The organism is Rhodococcoides sp. S146-33, from assembly GCF_059489205.1.
In genome coordinates this window covers 682,271-700,136 of record NZ_JCAJWY010000001.1, presented here as the reverse complement: position 1 = coordinate 700,136, position 17,866 = coordinate 682,271, and the positions used below count along the sequence as shown (strand labels likewise).

Below are 17,866 nucleotides of genomic sequence, written 5' to 3'. Positions count from 1 at the left end.
CTAGAACTTCTGCTCGGACGCCTGGACCCACACGGTGCCCATACCGGTCATCTTCAACTGGATCGCCTCGCCGCTGCCCTTGCCGACGGCGTCGCGCCAGCCGACATTGGCGGAGATGTCGACGTTGATGTTGCCGATGTGGCATACGTACGCCTGCGGATCGACCACCACCTGTGGGTGATCGGGCCCGACCTGCAACGGTGTAGCGCCGCCGTGTGAGAGGACCGCGACGCTCCCCTGACCGGTGAGTTGCGTCGTGAACAGACCTTGCCCGGTCATCGCGCCGCGCACTGCTCCGCGGACGCCACCTTGGGAGGTCAGGGCGACGATGGAACTCTGCAGGTACCCGTCGTGCACCAGGAGTCGATCGGCTTCGACGGTCAGCATCGACGAACCGTCGAGGTGGATGATCTCGACGTACAGTCCGGCGTGACCGTAGAAGACCTCGCCCTGCCCCTCGGCGGCCATCATCGCCACGTGCTCGCCCGCCATCATCCGGCCCGCCATCCCGGCGACGCCGCTCATGCCGGGCATGGCACCCGCCGAGCCGCCCATCGAGTGCGGAACGAACCGGACGTCGCCGGTGTAATAGAGCATCGACCCACGACGCGCGAGCACGTTCTGATTCGGTGCCAGAACGGATTTCACGACTTTACTGTTGACGAGTTCGAGTGGCACGTCAGCGCTCCTCGGGTTGGATGTAGACGACGCCCTGGCCGTCGAAGCGGAGGGAGAACGCCTCGCCGCTGCCGCCGCCGATGGCGGAGCGCCACGTGACGTCGGTGACGAAGCTCTGGTTCAGTTGGCCGCGGTGGGCGACGAATGCGTCGGGATCGACGACGAGGGGGTACTGGGGATCGACGGCGAGGGCAATGATCGGCCCACCCTTCGACAACAGCGCCACGGTGCCGGATCCGCTGACGACAGTGGTGAACAAACCCTGTCCCGACGATGCGCCACGCAGGCCGGAGAACTTGACGTCGGTCTTCAATTGACCTGTGAGAGCGAGTAATTGGGAGGATTCGATGTGAAGGTTGTCGCCCTGCACCTCGACCAGCGTGATGTCTTGGGCATCGGCAGCAAAGTAGACCGTGCCCTTACCCGATACGTCCATCAACGACAGTGACTCTCCGGTCACCTTCTGTTTGAGTGCGGCGCGGAATCCGCCGCCACCGCCCATCCCGGCGCTCTTGAAAGCAACATCGCCCTCGTAGGCCACCATCGAACCCGACATCGCGCGCAGGGAGTCACCGGTCAGGTCTGCGACCAAGACACGGTGCCCGTTCATCCTCAGCTGAGCCACGGGGGAACTATGCCACTGCTCGCGCCGTCGTGGCTACTGCTGGAGGTATGCCGGCGTGCCACTATCGACGGCGATACAGCCGTTCGGGTCGCCCGGCCCTGCCGTACTGCAGCCGGATATCGAGAATCTCGTGTGTCAGGTAATGCTCGAGGTATCGGCGTGCACTCACGCGCGAAATGCCGACGAGATCGGCACATTCACTCGCCGACAATTCGGTTCCCGGCGTGATGACGTCGAGCACCGACTTCCCTGTCTCGGCGGACATTCCCTTCGGCAACTGCACGCGTTCGGCGGCGGCGGTTCCACGACCGAACAGAGCGTCGACGACACCCTGGTCGAGCCGATCCGTGGACAGAGCCTTCCGGCGCGCCAGAAACGCGTCGAGCTTGTCTCTCAGGTTCACGTACTCGAACGGTTTGATGAGGTAGTCCGTGGCACCACCGGTCAGCGCGGCATTGACGGTATCCAATTCGCGAGCGGCGGTGATCATGATGACGCCGACGGCGTTGTTCTGCGCGCGTAACGTTCGGAGGACTTCGAGCCCAGATGCATCCGGAAGATGGACGTCGAGCAAAATCAGATCCGGCTGTAGTTCGGCAATGGCAGTGAGTGCTTCCGCTGCAGTACGAGCTACACCCACTGCCCTGAAGCCGTCTGTCCGGTCCACGAAGCGACGATGAATGTCGGCCACCATGAAGTCGTCGTCGACCACGAGGACGGTCGTCGATGCGGTCATCGTTCTCCTGTGCTCTCTCGCTCCGGCAACGGGATTCGCACCCGGAATCTGGCGCCCCCGGTAGCGGCGTCGTCCACCATCGCTGTTCCGCCGTGTTGCGTACTGACCAATCGGACCAGAGCGAGACCGATTCCGCGCCCGCCGGGTTGGTCGGGTTTCGAGGTCACTCCCCGTGAGAACACGGATTGTCGCATGTGTTCCGGCACCCCTCGGCCCGAGTCGGTGACATCGATGACCAACTCGTCTGTGTCGTCAATGACGACCGTGATGGCACGCTCGCCGCATTCGCGCGATGCGTCGAGTGCGTTGTCCACCAGATTGCCCACCACCGTGATCACGTCCGTCGACATCGCGGGGTCGAGCGGTCTCAGGTTGGATGCGGGGTCGAGAGTCAGGCGCACACCGATTTCTGCGGCCAACGACGTCTTCGCAATGAGTAGCGCTGCCACCGCTGGATCGTGGATGTGTGCGGTGATCGATTCGCTGATCTCCGCGCGCCTACGGGTGAGGGTGCCGACGAGGGCTGTCACCTCGTCGTAACTGCCCAATTGGGCCAAGCCGGAAATGGTATGGAGTTGATTGGCGAATTCGTGAGTCTGGGCGCGGAGCGTGTCGGTGACACTGCGGTGTGACGTCAGCTGACTCTGCATCGACGCGAGCTCGGTGCTGTCACGCATCGTGGTGACGGTGCCGATGTGTTGTCCGCGGCTGGTGGCGGTGCGGCGGTTGAGTGCGAGCACCCTGTGCGCGGTCGTGACGATGAAGTCCGCCACCTCTCCGTCGGACTTCAGAACGTCCAGTACCCCGTCGTCGATGCCGACGTGGTCCACCTGCTTGCCGACCACGGTGGGATCGAGCCCGAGAAGTGTGCATGCGCTGTCGTTGATCACGGTGATGGTGCCGTCGTTTCCGATGGCGATCACCCCCTCACGGATACTGTGCAACAACGCTTCTCGATGGTCGGCGAGGCTGGCGATCTCTGCTGTCTCCAGGCCGAACGTGTGTCGCCGTATCCGGCGAGAGAGCAACCACGACCCCACGGCACCCAGACCGGCACCGATTGCCAGGTACAGAATCAATCTCGCTCCGGACTCGGACAACAGCGTCCACGTAGACGGGTAGCGCTCCGCCACGGTCACGATGGCGAGCACCGAACCATCGGGTGCCAGGACGGGGACGTGGCCGGCAATGGACCGGATGCCCGCAGCTTCGATGTCACCCGACCACCCGCGGCCGTCGAGGACGTCGCTGTCCCCCAGGGCGGCTGAGCTACCGATTCGGGTGGGATCGGTGGACACGATCACAGCACCGTCGGTGGACACTATTTCTGCCAGCGATGCGCCGGAGAGCGCGACCGCCCGATCTACGTCGGGTGCGAGCACTCGTTCGACCAATGGCGCGTCCAGCTGATCACGAACGACGGGAGTCGACGCCAGATTCTCGGCAACGGAAAGCATCCGAGCTCCGCGCAGGTCGCGAAATTCGTCGGTGGACTGCTCTATCGATATCGCGGCGACGGCACCGAGTACGAGGGCGAGGACGGCGAGCTGCAACACCAAGTACTGCCCGGCGAGGGTGAGGGTGTGTCGTCGGTTGACTGCTCGTCGACTCTGTCGTGACCACAAAGAACTTAACTTCCATTGGTTTCTCATCAGTGACTCGCATCACGTTGGAATCGATACTTGCTACCGATCACAGTCTCACAGAGACCGAACCGAAACGAGGACCGATGCCCAGAAGGCTGACAGTGGTGTTGGCACTGATCCCACTGCTCGTGCTGGCGCTCGCATCATGTGGCGTCACCCGAGGCGACGAAGGCGAGGGGCTGCACCGCATCCGGATGATGGTGCCCAACAGTCCCGGTGGGGGTTACGACCTGACCGCGCGAACCGCAGTGAAGATCATGGAGGAAACCGACATCACCGGCCGCGTCGAGGTCTTCAACGTCATCGGAGCAGGCGGAACCGTTGCCATGGCTCGATTGATGAACGAGGCAGGCAACGACGACCTGATGATGATGATGGGACTCGGTGTCGTCGGCGCGATGTACACCAACGGCTCGACCGATCGAGTCTCCGACGCCACCCCGCTCGCCAAGATCGTCGAAGAACAAGAGGGAATTCTCGTCCCCGCGGATTCGCCGTTCCAGACCGTCGCCGACTTCGTCGAGGCGTGGAAGGCCGACCCGTCCTCGGTGACGATCGGCGGAGGATCCTCTCCGGGCGGGCCCGACCACCTGTTTCCGATGGAAACCGCGCGCACGGTGGGCGTGGATCCGACGGCCGTGAACTTCGTGTCCTACGACGGCGGCGGCGATCTGTTGACGGCCCTGCTGGGCAACAAGATCTCCGCGGGCACGTCGGGGCTGGGCGAGTACATCGATCAGATCGAGGCCGGACAGGTGCGAGTGCTGGCCGTGTCGGGAGCCGAGCGACTGCCCGGCATCGATGCACCGACCCTGACCGAAGCCGGTATCGATCTGCAGTTCACCAACTGGCGCGGTGTTCTCGCACCGCCCGGAACACCCGAAGACGTTCGTGCACAGATGGTTGCGGCGTTGACCGAGCTGCACGGCACCGAAGAATGGAAGGAAGCGCTCGTGACCAACGGATGGATCGACGCATTCGAGACCGGACCTGCTTTCGAGCAGTTCCTGCGAGATCAGGACGCCCGGGTCGAGTCGACACTCACAGAACTGGGACTCGTATGACCGCCACGGTCGACCGCACCGACGATAGCGGTGAGACTGGGTCGGAGAAGGTCGGTCCGGACCGCGCGCAGCTCCTGGTCTGCGCGGTACTACTGGTGGTCGGCGTATTCTTGATCGTCGACGCGCTTTCTCTCACAGCGGAATTCGCCAAGGTCGATCCCGTGGGTCCCAAGCTGATTCCCATCGTCGTGGGGATCGCGATGCTCGTCTGCTCCGTCTTGCTCGCCGTGGCAACCCTCAGGGGTAGCCGAGGTGAACAGGACGGTGGTGAAGACATCGACACCTCTACTCCGGCCGACTGGAAGACCGTCGGACTGCTCGTCGGGCTCTTCGTGGCAACGATCGTGCTGGTGGACACGCTGGGCTGGGTGATCGTCGGGGCGATGCTCTTCGGCGGGGCCGCAACGATTCTCGGCAATCGACACTGGATTCGTAACCTGGCCATCGGGCTCGTTCTCTCACTTCTGAGCTTCTATGCGTTCTACGTCGGGCTCGGGATACCGCTGCCTGCAGGCATTCTGGACGGAATACTCTGATGGACAATCTGAACTGGCTGATGCAAGGCTTCTCCGAAGCCGTCACCCCGATGAATCTGCTCTATGCGTGCATCGGAGTGCTGTTGGGCACCGCGGTGGGTGTACTGCCGGGAATCGGCCCGGCAATGACCGTCGCACTGCTCCTTCCGATCACCTACAACGTCAGTCCCAGTGCGGCATTCATCATGTTCGCCGGTATCTACTACGGCGGCATGTACGGCGGCTCGACCACATCGATCCTGCTCAACACTCCGGGCGAATCGTCGTCGGTGATCACCGCTATCGAAGGCAACAAGATGGCCAAGGCCGGGCGGGCCGCGCAAGCACTCGCCACGGCCGCCATCGGATCGTTCATCGCCGGATCGATCGGAACCATGCTTCTGGTGTTGTTCGCCCCCATCGTCTCGCGCTTCGCGGTGTCGTTGGGAGCGCCCTCGTACCTGGCAATCATGGTGCTGGCCTTGGTCGCTGTGACTGCGGTACTCGGCAGCTCGAAATTGCGCGGATGCATCTCTCTGCTGCTGGGACTCGCCATCGGACTCGTGGGAATCGATTTCCTCACCGGCCAACCCCGGGCCACCTTCGGTGTCGCTCAACTTTCCGACGGAATCGACATCGTGGTCATCGCTGTCGCCGTATTCGCACTGGGCGAGGCCCTGTGGGTCGCTGCGCATCTGCGCCGCAAGCCGGCCGAGGTGATTCCCGTCGGGCGCCCATGGATGGGCAAGAGCGATTGGAAGCGATCGTGGAAGCCGTGGTTGCGCGGTACCGCATACGGATTCCCGTTCGGCGCGTTGCCCGCCGGCGGGGCGGAGCTGCCGACGTTCCTGTCGTACATCACCGAGAAGAAGCTGTCCAAGCATCCGGAGGAGTTCGGCAAGGGTGCCATCGAGGGTGTTGCAGGTCCAGAGGCAGCCAACAACGCTTCTGCGGCAGGCACTCTCGTGCCGATGCTGTCGTTGGGTCTGCCCACGAATGCCACTGCAGCAGTCATGCTCACCGCGTTCGTGTCATACGGAATTCAGCCCGGACCCACGTTGTTCGACAAAGAACCGCTGCTGATCTGGACGTTGATCGCGAGCTTGTTCATCGGTAACTTCCTGCTGCTCGTGCTCAACCTCCCGTTGGCACCATTGTGGGCGAAACTGCTGCGCACACCGCGGCCGTACCTGTATGCGGGAATTCTGTTCTTTGCCGTGCTGGGTGCCTACGCCGTCAATCTCCAGTGGCTCGATCTGGTACTGCTGCTGATCTTCGGATTGCTCGGACTGATGATGCGGCGCTTCGGACTACCAGTCCTGCCACTCATCATCGGTGTCATCCTCGGTCCACGGGTGGAGCGTCAACTGCGCCAGACGCTGCAGCTCGGCGGCGGCGAATGGAGCAGCGTCCTCTCCGAACCCATCGCCATCGTGGTCTACGTCGTCATCGTTGCGCTACTGGCTGCGCCGTTCGTGGCAAAGCTCGTACGGCCCCGTACTGCACCCACCCTCCAGAAGACGAAGGAAAATGCATGATCGTCGTCGGCTACACCCCTGACAAATTCGGTGCCGCGGCACTCGAGCACGGAATCGCCGAGGCCAAGTTCCGCAACACCGGCCTCAAGGTCGTCAACACCTCCACCGGCGACTCCTTGGCCGATCCGCGATTCGCGGATTCCGAGGCCGTGACGGAGTTGCACGCCACCCTCGATCGCTCCGGCGTCGAGTACGTCCTGGACCAGGCTGTGGTCCCGGATACCGTCGACGCACTGCTCACCGTCATGGACGGCGACGATGCCGATGTGCTGGTCATCGGAATCAGACACCGGTCAGCAGTGGGCAAACTGCTGATGGGCAGCTCCGCCCAGCAGCTGCTGCTCTCGTGCCCCAAGCCGGTGCTGGCAGTCAAACCGCCTCGATAGCACCGGTTGGGTCCTGCTGTTGTCGCCTGCTCCGCCACACGTGCGGAGCAGGCGACAGCCGTGTCAGACGAGAGGCTTCAATGCCTTTCCTGCCAGCTCGACGGCTCCTGGCTGGTGCCCGTTGGTGATCAGGTTGATGATGACGCCGTCGATGCCCTGATCGAGGACGCGCTTCTGCACCTGCTCGGCGACATCGTCGGGGGTTCCGCAGAAGTGGCGATCGGTGGCCTTCGCGGCATCCTCCTCGGAGAGGTTCGTCAGATCGAGGCCCTGCTTCAGCACGAACTCGCGCTGCAATTCCTTGGCCTTGTCGCCGTCCTCGTCGATGATGACGAACGCGAGGAAGCTCGTTTCGAGGTCCTTCGGGTCGCGGTCGACTTCCTCGCACCGAGCCTGAACGGCCGCCATCTTGCGCGGCAATTCGTTTGCGTCGCAGATGATGTTGAGGTGATCTGCGAACTGGGCAGCCAGGCCGAAGGTCTTCTTCTCGCCACCACCGCCCAGCATGATCGGCAGATCGTCGCGAATGCGCGGCTCGTTCATGGCGTTCTCGACCTGGTACCAGAGGCCGTCGAACGTGGGACGCTGGCCGCGGAGCATGGGTTCGATGATCTGCAGGGCCTCGTCGAGACGCTCGAACCGATCGGTGAAGGTGCCGAATTCGAGTCCGAAGCTCTGGTGCTCGAGTTCGTACCAGCCGGCTCCGATGCCGAGGATCGCGCGACCGCCGCTGACGACGTCGAGCGTGGTGACGGTCTTGGCCAGGATCGCCGGATTGCGGTAGGTATTTCCGGTGACCAGGGCGGAGAGCTGGATGGTGTCGGTGGCCGTCGCAAGGGCGGACAGCGCGGAGTAGGCCTCGAGCATGGGCTCGTCGGGCTTGCCGATTCCAGGGAGTTGGTAGAAGTGATCCATCACGAACGCGGTGTCGAACCCGGCCGCTTCGGCCTCGCGCGCCTGCGCGATGACCTGGGGAAAGAGTTCTGCGACCGAACCGTCGTAGCTGAAGTTGGGCATCTGGTAACCGAGGCGAATAGTCACGGAAGCCACGCTACTCGGATATCGGCCCACAGCACGTGGGAGAGCGCGATAATTCGTCCATGACCACCATTGATCTGGCCCGAGCACCGTTCTCCGGATTCGCCGTCGACGACCTGCCTGCGGCCCGCACGTTCTACGCCGACACCCTCGGTCTCGAGGTGACCGACAACGAGATGGGGATGCTCGAACTACACCTGGGAGCCGCGACGGTGCTGGTCTACCCTCGGCCCGGCCACGTGCCGGCGCAGTACACCATCCTCAACTTCCCGGTGGTCGACATCGAGGCTGCAGTCGATGTGCTGACCGCAAAAGGTATTGCGTTCCAACAGTATCCAGATATGGGGACCGACGACAAGGGAATCTTTCGACACGGTGGGCCGCTGATCGCCTGGTTCACAGACCCGGCGGGCAATGTGTTGTCGGTGTTGCAGGCCTGATCGCCCTCAGGCGCTCGGGGTTCCCTGGGCGAGAGTGACTGTGCCGGTGGTGGTTACGCCTGCATCGTCCACCCACTCCACGACGGCGGTATCGCCCGGGATGCGACCGACGAGTGCCTCCGACAGATCCGCGGAGGACTGCACGTCCGTTCCATCGAGCGAGACGATGATGTCTCCCGCCGACAAGCCGAGAATCTCCGCGGGAGAATCGGAGTTCACCGAGACGACGGCCGCACCCATCGCCGGTTTGTTCTCGAAGACCGACACGTCACGCACCGAGACCCCGAAGTACGGCGTCGGGCCCACATGCACTGTGCCGCCGGACCGCCCGGCCAGCACCTGATCGAGTACGGCAACCGCCTCGCCGATCGGGACGGCGTAGGCCTCGGGTGCCTGTGGTGGTGTGAACTCGGTGCCGTTGCGCGCCTCGTCCGACAGTCCGGCGGTGTTAACACCCACCACCCTGCCCCAGGCGTCGAACAGTGGCCCACCCGAATCTCCCGCTCGCACATCGGCATCGACGCGAATCATCTTGTCCAGCGTGTTACGTGAGCCGTCCACCGAACTGCGAGTGCGCACCTGCTGATCGAGGGCGGTCACAGCCCCGGGCGCCGGTACCAATACCCCTGCGCCCGAGGCGTTCCCGATGGCAGTGACTGCATCACCCACGTCGGGAAGTGGGTCCGTGGCCAACTCGACCACTGGCAGGTTTGCCGCGGTGATCAATTGCACGACCGCCACGTCACGAGATTTGTCGTAACCCAGCACGGTGGCGTCGTAGATCAGTCCGTTGCCCATGTTCACTGCGCTGATCTCGGTGGCGGACTCGACGACGTGAAAGTTGGTGAGCACGATTCCGTCCGGGGCGACGACGAAGCCGGTGCCGGCGACCCCGGAAAACCCGGCTGTCGCCGTCAATGTGACGACGGCGGGATCGACCCGAGCCGAGAGCTCATCGAGGGTCAGGGGCGGTGGTGCGACGACGGGAGCAACGGGTGGGACGGGTGCAGGCGCGGCAGCGAAGTCCGCGGTTCCGGGGTCGAGTGGGGGCGTCGCGAACGCCCACATACTGGCAGCGACCAGCGTCAGAACCACCGCTCGTCCACCCGACCGCATAGGGATCGATTATGGTCCGATGGCGTCGGAGGTGCCAGCTAGTTGACGATCACGGCCCGTGGAACGTCGGCACGCAACGTGAAGTCGGTGACGAACTCGCCGTCCTCGGGCCCGTACCGGTTCTTGATGTCGTAATTCTCGACGTCGAACGCGTCGAGTGACGGCGAATGCGTCGTGACGGCCATCGAGCCGCCGTCCATGTCGAACTGAAGCAGACGCTGAAAGCCGGTACTTCGCTCGCCGTCGACCTCGAAGTACTGGTAGTCGGCCAGCAACTGCACGACGGTGCGGTCGGTGTCGCCGACATTCTCGTCGACCACGGCAACCTGACCGTCCACGTGCCCGGACAAGACGAGGAAGACCGACTCGTGGGGTACGACGAGCCGATTCCAGATCTGCTGGCCGGAGCTCGATCCGATGTCACCGAACCCCATCAGCTTCTTCTCGCCGAGTTCGTCGAGGTAGTAGTGCGTGCCGACGACAACGTTGCGTTCGGGGTGATCGTCGAGTACCCGTTCTGCCCACTGCATGACCTTCTCGGGCGGGTTGTAGCCGATGAAGAGCATGAGGAATTTCGCGCCGGCGATGTCCACCAGATCGTAGTGTGCCGAATTGTCCTCAGCGGTAAAGGAACCGCCCCAGTACGGCTGATCGCGATAGCGCTGCGGGCCGAAGTACTCGTTGTAGAGCGCGTGATTCTTCTCGTGCTCACCGGGCACCAACTTGCCCGCTGCGTTCCAGATGTTGTCGTGGTTGCCGGGCAACACGCCGTGCGCGATGCCGGCGTCCTCGAGGATCTGCATCGATGCGCTGGCGGCCTCGAACTCCTTGCGGGACTGGGCATCCGGCCGACCCGGGCTGATCCAACTCTGAATGAGGTCGCCGGTGTGCATGCTGTAATCGATCTTCAACTCGCCGGCGTTGTCGGCAGTCCATTGCGTCATGTCCGAATACACACCGGGGTCGTCGCGCGAGATGTACTGGGTATCGGTGATGTGCTGAAGCGCGAAGTCGTAGGTGTCGGCGTCCGCGAAGGCCCTGTCGGGGGTGGCGTTGGTCTCGGCGAATGAACGATCCGCTCGGGGGCTGTCGATGACGAGAACCTCGACAGTGCCGCTTGCACTGGCGACCTCGGCGCTCAGTTCGATAGGCCCGCCGGGTGTCGGAGGTTCGGCTGCCGCGAGCGCCGGACCCCAATCGGCCGTCGCTTCGTTCCACACGTGCAACGCGAGATCGTTGTTGTTGACCGAGCGCCCGGACCAGTTCAGCGTGGTTCTCTCGGTTCCCGGCACCACCGACACTGTGTAGCGAAGATACGGGTACTCGGCCCACCCGGAAGTCTGCATCTCGGTGGTCGACGATTCGGTCCCGACCTCGTGCGTTGTCGGATCCGACTCTGCGGCGATTCCCGCCACCATCGACGTGGTGATCGCTGCGGGAACCGTCGTCAACCCGACACCCGGTAGCGCAGCGGCCTGACGAGGCGTCGTCTGGTCGCGACGTTCGGCTGCCGCGTCGGCGCAGCTGACAGTGAGTAACGCACAGACCAGCGCCAGGGAGCCGAAAGCCGATGGGCGCTGCATGCCATCGAGGCTACCGATACCAGCGCCGGAGCCGCGGCGTCACGACGACGAGCAGCACCGCGAGGGCTGTGACCACAGCCTGGCCGACGCGGCCTGCTGTCACACCCTCGGCCGGATCGTGCGGCGGGTAGTTCACGACGGCATTGGCCGCGGCGTCGAGCATCAGTGTCGTGCAACCGATCAGCAGGCCGATCCGTCTGCGCCGCGCGATGAGAACCGCCGCGAGCGGATCGAGGACGACGAGTGTGACGAAGAACCACGCGATCACAACGGGTACACCCGGGTATGGATCCCCGCCGCCGCCGGCCAGTTGAACCAGATGAACCGCCGTGCCGTAGGCGAATACGGCCGCGAACAGATACGTCAGCACGTCGACGTGCCGTGGGACGGAGTGCACGAGAGCGACGGTACCGCCCGTCTACAGTCGGCTCATGTCCGCGCAGCGTCGACCTCGGGTTTCGATCGGTATTTCCGGCTGGACGTACGCGCCGTGGCGAGGAGATTTCTATCCGGCGGGCTTGGCGCACCGCAAAGAGCTCGGGTACGCCTCCGAGCACTTGACCTCGATCGAGATCAACGGCACCTTCTATGCGATGCAAAAGCCTTCGAGCTTCACCAAGTGGCACGACGAAACGCCCGACGACTTCGTGTTCGCCATCAAGGGTGGCCGATACGTCACGCACATCAAGCGACTTGTCGGTGTCGAGTCGGCCTTGGCGAACTTCTTCGCCACCGGGGTCCTGACGCTCGGTGACAAGCTGGGGCCCTTCCTGTGGCAGCTTCCGCCGAATCTCGAATTCGACGCGCAGAAGGTGGCGGACTTCTGTGCCCTGTTGCCCAGAACAGTCACTGCGGCAGTGACGTTGGCCGAGTCTCGGGACGACAAGCTGGCCGAGGACCGGGTGTTGCTGCCCGCCGCGTCGTCTCGGCCACTGCGGCATTGCATCGAAGCCCGGCATGCCAGCTTCGCCTCCGACGCGGCAGTGGAACTGTTGCGCGAGAACGGTATTGCAATCGTGGTTGCCGACACCGCCGGAAAGTACCCGTACATCGACACCCCCACAGCGGATTTCATGTACGCCCGGTTGCACGGGGACGAGGAACTGTACGCCAGCGGTTACACGGACGAGGCCCTCGATCGATGGGCACAGAAAATTGCCGAGTGGACGTCGGTGGGACGCGACGTCTTCGTGTACTTCGACAACGACATCAAGGGTTACGCGCCATTCGACGCCATGAAGCTCATCGAGCGCGTCGGTAGGTAAGTATTCTTCTCTCTACCGCCGAGGCTAGAGATTTGAATACTCGCGTAGCTGTTAACTCGATGCAGGTAGAGCCTCGGCGACCCGAGAGAGGCTTCGCGCCGCCGCAAGTATTGTCTCGATCTTGTCCTTCAAGGCCTCGCCCTCGAAGGTCTCCACGCGGCCACCGACGCTGATGGACGCCACCACCACCCCGTCGCGTCCGAGAATCGGTGCGCCGACTGCTGCGACACCCGCAAGGTAGTCGGAGTTGCTCAGTGCATATCCCTGTGAGCGGATTCGGTCGAGATGGCCGATCAACTTTTCGGGCGAGGTCAACGTCCGGTTCGTGTACGCGGGGAGTTCGCCGCCCAGCCAACGATCGCGAATGCGGGCGGAGAACGCCAGCATTGCCATCGGGCCGGCGGTGGCGTGATAGGGCAGGACGGATCCGATCGAAATGCCGGCCACCACAAGCGGATTGCTGCCTTCATGGCGATCGATGCACACCGCACCCTCGTCTGCGGGGACCATCAGGTAGGCGGTATCTCCGAACTTCCGCGCGATGTCGGACAGGTACGGCTGGGCGGCGCCGCGGATGTCGAGCTGCGTCAGCGCGGACGAGCCGATCTCGAACACCGGCATGGCGATCCGGTACGAACCCTCCGCCGTTCTGTCGACCCAGCCGGCATGAATCAACGTCGTCATCAAACGGTGCACGGTCGTCTTGTTCATTCGACTCGCTGTCGTCAGATCGTTGAGCGTCCACACCGGATGCGTCGTGTCGAAATGGTCGAGCAGAGCGCATGCCTTCACGACGGCACCGACGATGTCGCGGCCGGCCTGGGCGTCGGACTCGGTGGGAACTGCCACGGGTTGTTCCTTCCGGTCGGGTGAAGCGTCGACGCCATCCTACGAACCGACGGCCGATGCGGTATCGATCGACGGGTGTTGACTTGTGATCCGAGCCACTCTAAATTCGGAAGGCGTTCCGCAATACGAAACGGAGAGTGCTCGTGACGATGACTTTGAGAGGCCTGACCGAACAGGGCCTGGTGTATGCCCCGGGCGTGTGGGACGGGTTGACGGCCAAGCTGGCCGAGCAGGCAGGCTTCTCGGCGCTGTGCGCGTCCGGCTTCGCCGTCTCGGCTGCGCTGGGATTGCCCGACGCCGAGCTGTACACCATGACCGAGAACCTCCAGGCGGTCAGAACCATTCGGGAGGCGTCGCCTCTGCCCCTGGTCGCAGACATCGACACCGGCTACGGAAACGCCGTCAACGCTGCGCGCACCGCGACTCGGTTCGCCGAGGCCGGTGTCCAGGGCGTGTTCATGGAGGACCAGCTGTCGCCCAAGAAATGTCCGATCTGCGTCGGCGAGCCGGTGGACTTGATCTCCGCAGAGGAGGCGTCGGGCAAGGTTCGGGCGGTGCGTGATTCGATGCCGGACGACGTTCTCCTCATCGCACGCACCGATGCGCGTGGCGATGATGCGATACGGCGTGCGCAGGCCTACGTCGACGCCGGAGCCGACATGATCATGCCGGTGACGAAGACGTTCGAAACCATCGAGCAGTGGGAGAACTGTCACCGAGCGGTCGGGGTTCCGCTGATGGCCACGCTCACCGCATCGACGTGGACCGAGCGGGAGTTCACTCCAGAGGTGCTGGCGCAGATCGGCGTGCGGCTGGCCCTGCTGCCCACTCAGGTGCTGATGGCCGCAACCGGTGCCGCGCGCGAGGCTCTGCGCCGCCTGGCCGCCGGCGAAGCTCCCGCAGATGTCAGCGCCGACGCGTTGCAGCACAACGAGTTCGTGGACCTCATCGGCTTTCCCGAAGTCGAAGCGCAGCAGCGCAAGTACCTCCCCGCGGAGTCGAACCGATGATTCCGGACTCTTTCACGATGGTGGAGAAGATCCTCGGCAGAACCTGCGGCGACGATCCCGTGCGCGCCGGTGAGAATCATGCGGTGCGTCCGGCTCGGATGATCGCGTACGACTTCCCCGGATACACCGATGTGATGTTCCGCCAGATGCGTGATGACTTCGGTATCACCTCGCTGGAGGACCCAGCCCGGTACGTCGTCTTCATCGATCACATGTTGACCAAGCTCAACGATCGGGAGCAAGAAGTCCACCAGGTCACCCGGGAATGGTGCGAGTACTACGGAATCGAGCTGCACGAGGGCCGCGGCATCGGGCACCAGCTCACCGCCGAGCTCGGCCTGGCCATCCCCGGTGACTTCCTCGTGCACTTCGACGGCCACATCAGCGGAATCGGCGCGTTCGGTGCGTTGGGCTGGGGTATTCGCCGCGACCTGATCGAAGCGTGGGTGACCGGCCAGCTGTACGTGGACATTCCAGCGACCACGCGGTTCGATCTGTACGGCGAATTCGCGCCGGGAGTGGACAGCCGCGATCTGGTGCACTCCATCATCGACCTCGTCGGGGCCGATGGATGCGCACATCAGGTGATGGAATTCGGTGGCCCCGGTGCCCGGTCGATGAAGATCGATCACCGGCAGGGGTTGTGCGGCATGGCCATGTTCACCGGAGCTGTGTCTGCGATATTCGAACCGGACGAGACCTCGCTCGCCTACGCCAACGATGTTGCGAGACAGTCTTTCACGCCGGTCTATCCTGACTCCGGTGCGACCTACGCAGCTCGGCACACCATCGATCTCACCCAGATCGTGCCGCAGGTCGTTCAGCCCGGCTCGGCGCGTGCAGCCAACACCCACACTGCCGCCGAACTCGCCGGCACGCCGATCACCAAAGCGTTCATCGGCTCCTGTGCCAGTGGGCGAATCGAGGATCTGCGCGCCGCAGCCCTTGTACTCGACGGGCGCACCGTCGCCCCCGGCGTGGAGCTCAATGTTGTGCCGACATCGCAGAAGGTGCACGATCAGGCCGAGCAGGAGGGTCTGCTCGACGTGTTGCGAGCCGCCGGTGCGCACATCGCAGTGTCGAGCTGCGACTTCTGTTTCGGCTACCAGAAGCCGTTGGCGGCGGGCGAGAATTGCATATCGACCGGCGTGCTCAACATCTCCGGACGGATGGGCAGCTCGGACGCCAACATCTACATGGGTTCCCCCTACACCGTTGCCGCCAGTGCGCTGGCCGGCACGATCCAGCAGGTGGGCTCGTGAGCGCCTACCCGCCTCCGCCCGACGTCATCTCCGGCCGAGTTGCCTGGGTCTTCGGCGACGACTTCGATATCGATCTTGTTGTCGGCGTTGCGAACATCAAGTCGTACGATCCCGAGCATCTGCGGTCGGTCTGCATGGCCGCATACGATCCGGGTTTCGTCGATCGCGTTCGGCCGGGCGACATCATCGTCGGCGGCCGGAACTTCGGCTACGGCCACCCGCATTACCCACCGATGGTGGCTCTGCGTAACGCCGGTATCCACGCCATCGTGGCGGAGTCGTTCTCGCCGGGGTTCTGGCGTGGAGAGACCTTCAACGGAGTACCCCTCATCACCGTTCAGGGTGTCTCCAGCGCGGTGGAAACCGGTGATGCCGTCGAACTCGATTGGCGACGAGCATCATTGACCATCGCCGACGGCCGATCGATGGTGGGCACCGCGCCGAGCCCTCGTACAGTCGCAGTGATCGAGGCCGGCGGATCGTACGAACTACTTCTTGCCGAACACCGAAGCAAGCAACCACTCACAGGACAGGGACTAGCGCGATGACGAACGTCGACCAGCCTTCTGCGGTCACCAGCGCACCGAAAGCCGACACCAGCACCGCACGCCGTGCGGCGCTGGCCGGTGGCGTCGGCACGCTGATCGAGTATTACGACTTCGCCGTCTACGGCTTTCTCGCCGTAGTCATTGCGCCACTGTTCTTCCCGTCCACGAGTCCCGGCGTATCCATCCTCGCGACGCTGGCTGTATTCGGAGTCGCATACGTCGCACGCCCTCTCGGAGGCATCTTCTTCGGCCGCCTCGGCGACAGAAAGGGCCGTCGACAAGCGTTGGTCGTGACGGTGGTCTGTATGGGTATCGCGTGTGGAGTCCTGGGAATGCTGCCCACTCACTCGAGTGTGGGAGTGCTGGCACCGATTCTGCTCGTCATCATCCGCCTGGCCCAGGGCTTTTCGGCCGGAGGTGAAATCGGCGGTGCGGCAACCTATATCGCCGAATCAGCACCGCCGAACCGGCGCGGATTCTTCGGGTCGTTCACCCCGGTCGGTTCCACCCTCGGGTTTGCGGTCGCCGCAGCCGTCGTCGGAGTGGTCGCCCTCATCACGACCGACGACCAGATGTCGTCGTGGGGCTGGCGCATTCCGTTCCTGCTCGCCCTTCCGCTTGCCCTCGTCTGCCTGCGAGTGCGGCTGAAGCTCGAAGACAGTCCCGAGTTCGAGGAAATGGCAGCCAAGAACGAGGTTGCGAAAAGCCCGCTGAGCGATGTCGTGAAGAAGCAGCCGTGGTCGGTGCTACGTGTCGTCGGTATCGCCATTGCGATGAACGGTTCCGGTTACATCGGTCTGACGTACTTCAGCGTGTACCTGATCAACGACCTGGGATTCTCCAAGGATTCGGTCTACTGGACATCGGCAATCGCAATTGCATTGGCCTGTGCGACTTTCCCGTTGAGCGGCATGCTCACGGACAAGTTCGGTCGTAAGCCTGTACTGCTCGGCGGCTATGTGGCATACGTGGTGATTGCGCTGCCGGTGTTCATGATCCTCGGTGCGACGTCGTCGATCATCGTGGTGGGTTGCGTGTACTTCGTCTACATGGTTCTCAACGGAGTCGTGCAGGTACCCGCGTTCCCCCTGTTCACCGAACTCTTTCCCCGGGCAGTTCGATACACCGGAGTGTCCTTGGGCTTCAACATCGGAACCATCGCCGCGGGCGGAACAGCTCCGTACGTCGCCGCCCAGTTGGTCGAATCGACCGGCAACGCGATGTCACCCGCTTACTGGGTCATGGGTGTCTGCGTGATCGGCGTACTCACAGTGCTGACCATCAAGGAAACCGGACGCGACACACTGCCGGTGTAGTTGGGCCGATGCCGTCCACGGTTCGAGACTCGCCCCACCACGTGCCACTCTGCGTGGTGGGGCGTCTTGCGTGTGGGCGGCCGAGGACGCAGTCGACCGAGGTGGCAAACGCGAGCGCACTCGTCAGGCGCGTTCGGATTTGCGACCCGGGCGGTGTCTACTTCGCGCGCGTCTGGCAAACGCGCGGGCGTTTGCGGAAATCGGGGCCGCTACCCCAGTATTCGGGACTCTTGCGCCACGCTAGAAACGCG

Annotated in this window: 19 protein-coding genes; 10 read left to right on the top strand and 9 right to left on the bottom strand. The window is 63.5% G+C overall.

Features of this window, described 5'->3' with window-relative positions:
- The 4 genes from AC5WEY_RS03335 to AC5WEY_RS03320 all read right to left on the bottom strand — a co-directional run bounded on the left by AC5WEY_RS03335 (position 1) and on the right by AC5WEY_RS03320 (position 3,691).
- The gene (locus AC5WEY_RS03335) at positions 1–678 is read right to left on the bottom strand and encodes an AIM24 family protein (protein ID WP_462665221.1); all 678 of its coding nucleotides are present in this window, start codon (positions 676–678) and stop codon (positions 1–3) included.
- A 1-nt stretch (position 679) separates the two neighbouring features.
- Positions 680–1,288, bottom strand: coding sequence for an AIM24 family protein (locus AC5WEY_RS03330; protein ID WP_495645515.1), 609 nt, complete (start codon positions 1,286–1,288; stop codon positions 680–682).
- A 76-nt stretch (positions 1,289–1,364) separates the two neighbouring features.
- Positions 1,365–2,039 carry a response regulator gene (locus AC5WEY_RS03325; RefSeq protein ID WP_495644669.1) on the bottom strand — a complete coding sequence of 225 codons (675 nt, stop codon included), beginning with the start codon at positions 2,037–2,039 and terminating at the stop codon, positions 1,365–1,367.
- Positions 2,036–3,691, bottom strand: coding sequence for a sensor histidine kinase (locus AC5WEY_RS03320; protein WP_495644668.1), 1,656 nt, complete (start codon positions 3,689–3,691; stop codon positions 2,036–2,038). Before AC5WEY_RS03320 ends, AC5WEY_RS03325 begins: the two co-directional genes overlap by 4 nt.
- A gap of 77 nt (positions 3,692–3,768) precedes the next feature.
- On the opposite strand from AC5WEY_RS03320, the gene AC5WEY_RS03315 reads away from it, so the two are divergent.
- Genes AC5WEY_RS03315 through AC5WEY_RS03300 form a run of 4 tightly spaced genes read left to right on the top strand, consistent with a single transcriptional unit; the run spans position 3,769 to position 7,188 of the window.
- The gene (locus AC5WEY_RS03315; RefSeq protein WP_283311075.1) at positions 3,769–4,749 is read left to right on the top strand and encodes a Bug family tripartite tricarboxylate transporter substrate binding protein; all 981 of its coding nucleotides are present in this window, start codon (positions 3,769–3,771) and stop codon (positions 4,747–4,749) included.
- Entirely contained in the window at positions 4,746–5,285 is a 540-nt protein-coding gene (locus tag AC5WEY_RS03310) for a tripartite tricarboxylate transporter TctB family protein (RefSeq protein ID WP_037172412.1), read from the top strand. The genes AC5WEY_RS03315 and AC5WEY_RS03310 overlap by 4 nt, the downstream gene beginning before the upstream one ends.
- Complete coding sequence (locus AC5WEY_RS03305) at positions 5,285–6,802, top strand: tripartite tricarboxylate transporter permease (protein ID WP_283311077.1); 1,518 nt, start codon at positions 5,285–5,287, stop codon at positions 6,800–6,802. The genes AC5WEY_RS03310 and AC5WEY_RS03305 overlap by 1 nt, the downstream gene beginning before the upstream one ends.
- Positions 6,799–7,188 carry a universal stress protein gene (locus AC5WEY_RS03300; protein WP_057476809.1) on the top strand — a complete coding sequence of 130 codons (390 nt, stop codon included), beginning with the start codon at positions 6,799–6,801 and terminating at the stop codon, positions 7,186–7,188. Before AC5WEY_RS03305 ends, AC5WEY_RS03300 begins: the two co-directional genes overlap by 4 nt.
- A 63-nt stretch (positions 7,189–7,251) precedes the next feature.
- Here the strand turns inward: AC5WEY_RS03300 and AC5WEY_RS03295 are convergent, their stop codons facing one another.
- Entirely contained in the window at positions 7,252–8,229 is a 978-nt protein-coding gene (locus AC5WEY_RS03295; RefSeq protein WP_032368006.1) for an LLM class F420-dependent oxidoreductase, read from the bottom strand.
- A 59-nt stretch (positions 8,230–8,288) separates the two neighbouring features.
- On the opposite strand from AC5WEY_RS03295, the gene AC5WEY_RS03290 reads away from it, so the two are divergent.
- Positions 8,289–8,666 carry a VOC family protein gene (locus AC5WEY_RS03290; protein ID WP_495644667.1) on the top strand — a complete coding sequence of 126 codons (378 nt, stop codon included), beginning with the start codon at positions 8,289–8,291 and terminating at the stop codon, positions 8,664–8,666.
- A 6-nt stretch (positions 8,667–8,672) separates the two neighbouring features.
- Here the strand turns inward: AC5WEY_RS03290 and AC5WEY_RS03285 are convergent, their stop codons facing one another.
- Genes AC5WEY_RS03285 through AC5WEY_RS03275 form a run of 3 tightly spaced genes read right to left on the bottom strand, consistent with a single transcriptional unit; the run spans position 8,673 to position 11,762 of the window.
- Positions 8,673–9,782: a S1C family serine protease gene (locus AC5WEY_RS03285; RefSeq protein ID WP_495644666.1), complete on the bottom strand. Its 1,110-nt coding sequence runs from the start codon at positions 9,780–9,782 to the stop codon at positions 8,673–8,675.
- 38 nt (positions 9,783–9,820) lie between these two features.
- Positions 9,821–11,365 carry a metallophosphoesterase gene (locus AC5WEY_RS03280; protein ID WP_495644665.1) on the bottom strand — a complete coding sequence of 515 codons (1,545 nt, stop codon included), beginning with the start codon at positions 11,363–11,365 and terminating at the stop codon, positions 9,821–9,823.
- A gap of 10 nt (positions 11,366–11,375) precedes the next feature.
- Positions 11,376–11,762 (bottom strand): hypothetical protein, encoded by a 387-nt coding sequence (locus AC5WEY_RS03275; protein WP_495644664.1) that lies wholly within the window; start codon positions 11,760–11,762, stop codon positions 11,376–11,378.
- Between the two features lie 34 nt (positions 11,763–11,796).
- Here AC5WEY_RS03275 and AC5WEY_RS03270 point away from each other — a divergent pair, with 34 nt between their 5' ends.
- Positions 11,797–12,630: a DUF72 domain-containing protein gene (locus AC5WEY_RS03270; RefSeq protein ID WP_037172427.1), complete on the top strand. Its 834-nt coding sequence runs from the start codon at positions 11,797–11,799 to the stop codon at positions 12,628–12,630.
- 51 nt (positions 12,631–12,681) lie between these two features.
- Here AC5WEY_RS03270 and AC5WEY_RS03265 read toward each other — a convergent pair whose 3' ends face one another.
- The gene (locus AC5WEY_RS03265) at positions 12,682–13,479 is read right to left on the bottom strand and encodes an IclR family transcriptional regulator (RefSeq protein ID WP_495644663.1); all 798 of its coding nucleotides are present in this window, start codon (positions 13,477–13,479) and stop codon (positions 12,682–12,684) included.
- Positions 13,480–13,628: 149 nt separating this feature from the next.
- Between AC5WEY_RS03265 and AC5WEY_RS03260 the strand changes: the two genes are divergently transcribed.
- The 4 genes from AC5WEY_RS03260 to AC5WEY_RS03245 are packed head-to-tail and all read left to right on the top strand — an operon-like array spanning position 13,629 to position 17,615.
- On the top strand, positions 13,629–14,489 hold the full coding sequence (locus AC5WEY_RS03260) for an isocitrate lyase/PEP mutase family protein (protein WP_495644662.1): 861 nt from the start codon (positions 13,629–13,631) through the stop codon (positions 14,487–14,489).
- Positions 14,486–15,751 carry a 3-isopropylmalate dehydratase large subunit gene (locus AC5WEY_RS03255; RefSeq protein ID WP_495644661.1) on the top strand — a complete coding sequence of 422 codons (1,266 nt, stop codon included), beginning with the start codon at positions 14,486–14,488 and terminating at the stop codon, positions 15,749–15,751. The genes AC5WEY_RS03260 and AC5WEY_RS03255 overlap by 4 nt, the downstream gene beginning before the upstream one ends.
- The gene (locus AC5WEY_RS03250; RefSeq protein WP_495644660.1) at positions 15,748–16,299 is read left to right on the top strand and encodes a 3-isopropylmalate dehydratase small subunit; all 552 of its coding nucleotides are present in this window, start codon (positions 15,748–15,750) and stop codon (positions 16,297–16,299) included. Before AC5WEY_RS03255 ends, AC5WEY_RS03250 begins: the two co-directional genes overlap by 4 nt.
- Positions 16,296–17,615 carry an MFS transporter gene (locus AC5WEY_RS03245; protein ID WP_057476816.1) on the top strand — a complete coding sequence of 440 codons (1,320 nt, stop codon included), beginning with the start codon at positions 16,296–16,298 and terminating at the stop codon, positions 17,613–17,615. The genes AC5WEY_RS03250 and AC5WEY_RS03245 overlap by 4 nt, the downstream gene beginning before the upstream one ends.
- Positions 17,616–17,866: the final 251 nt, after the last annotated feature.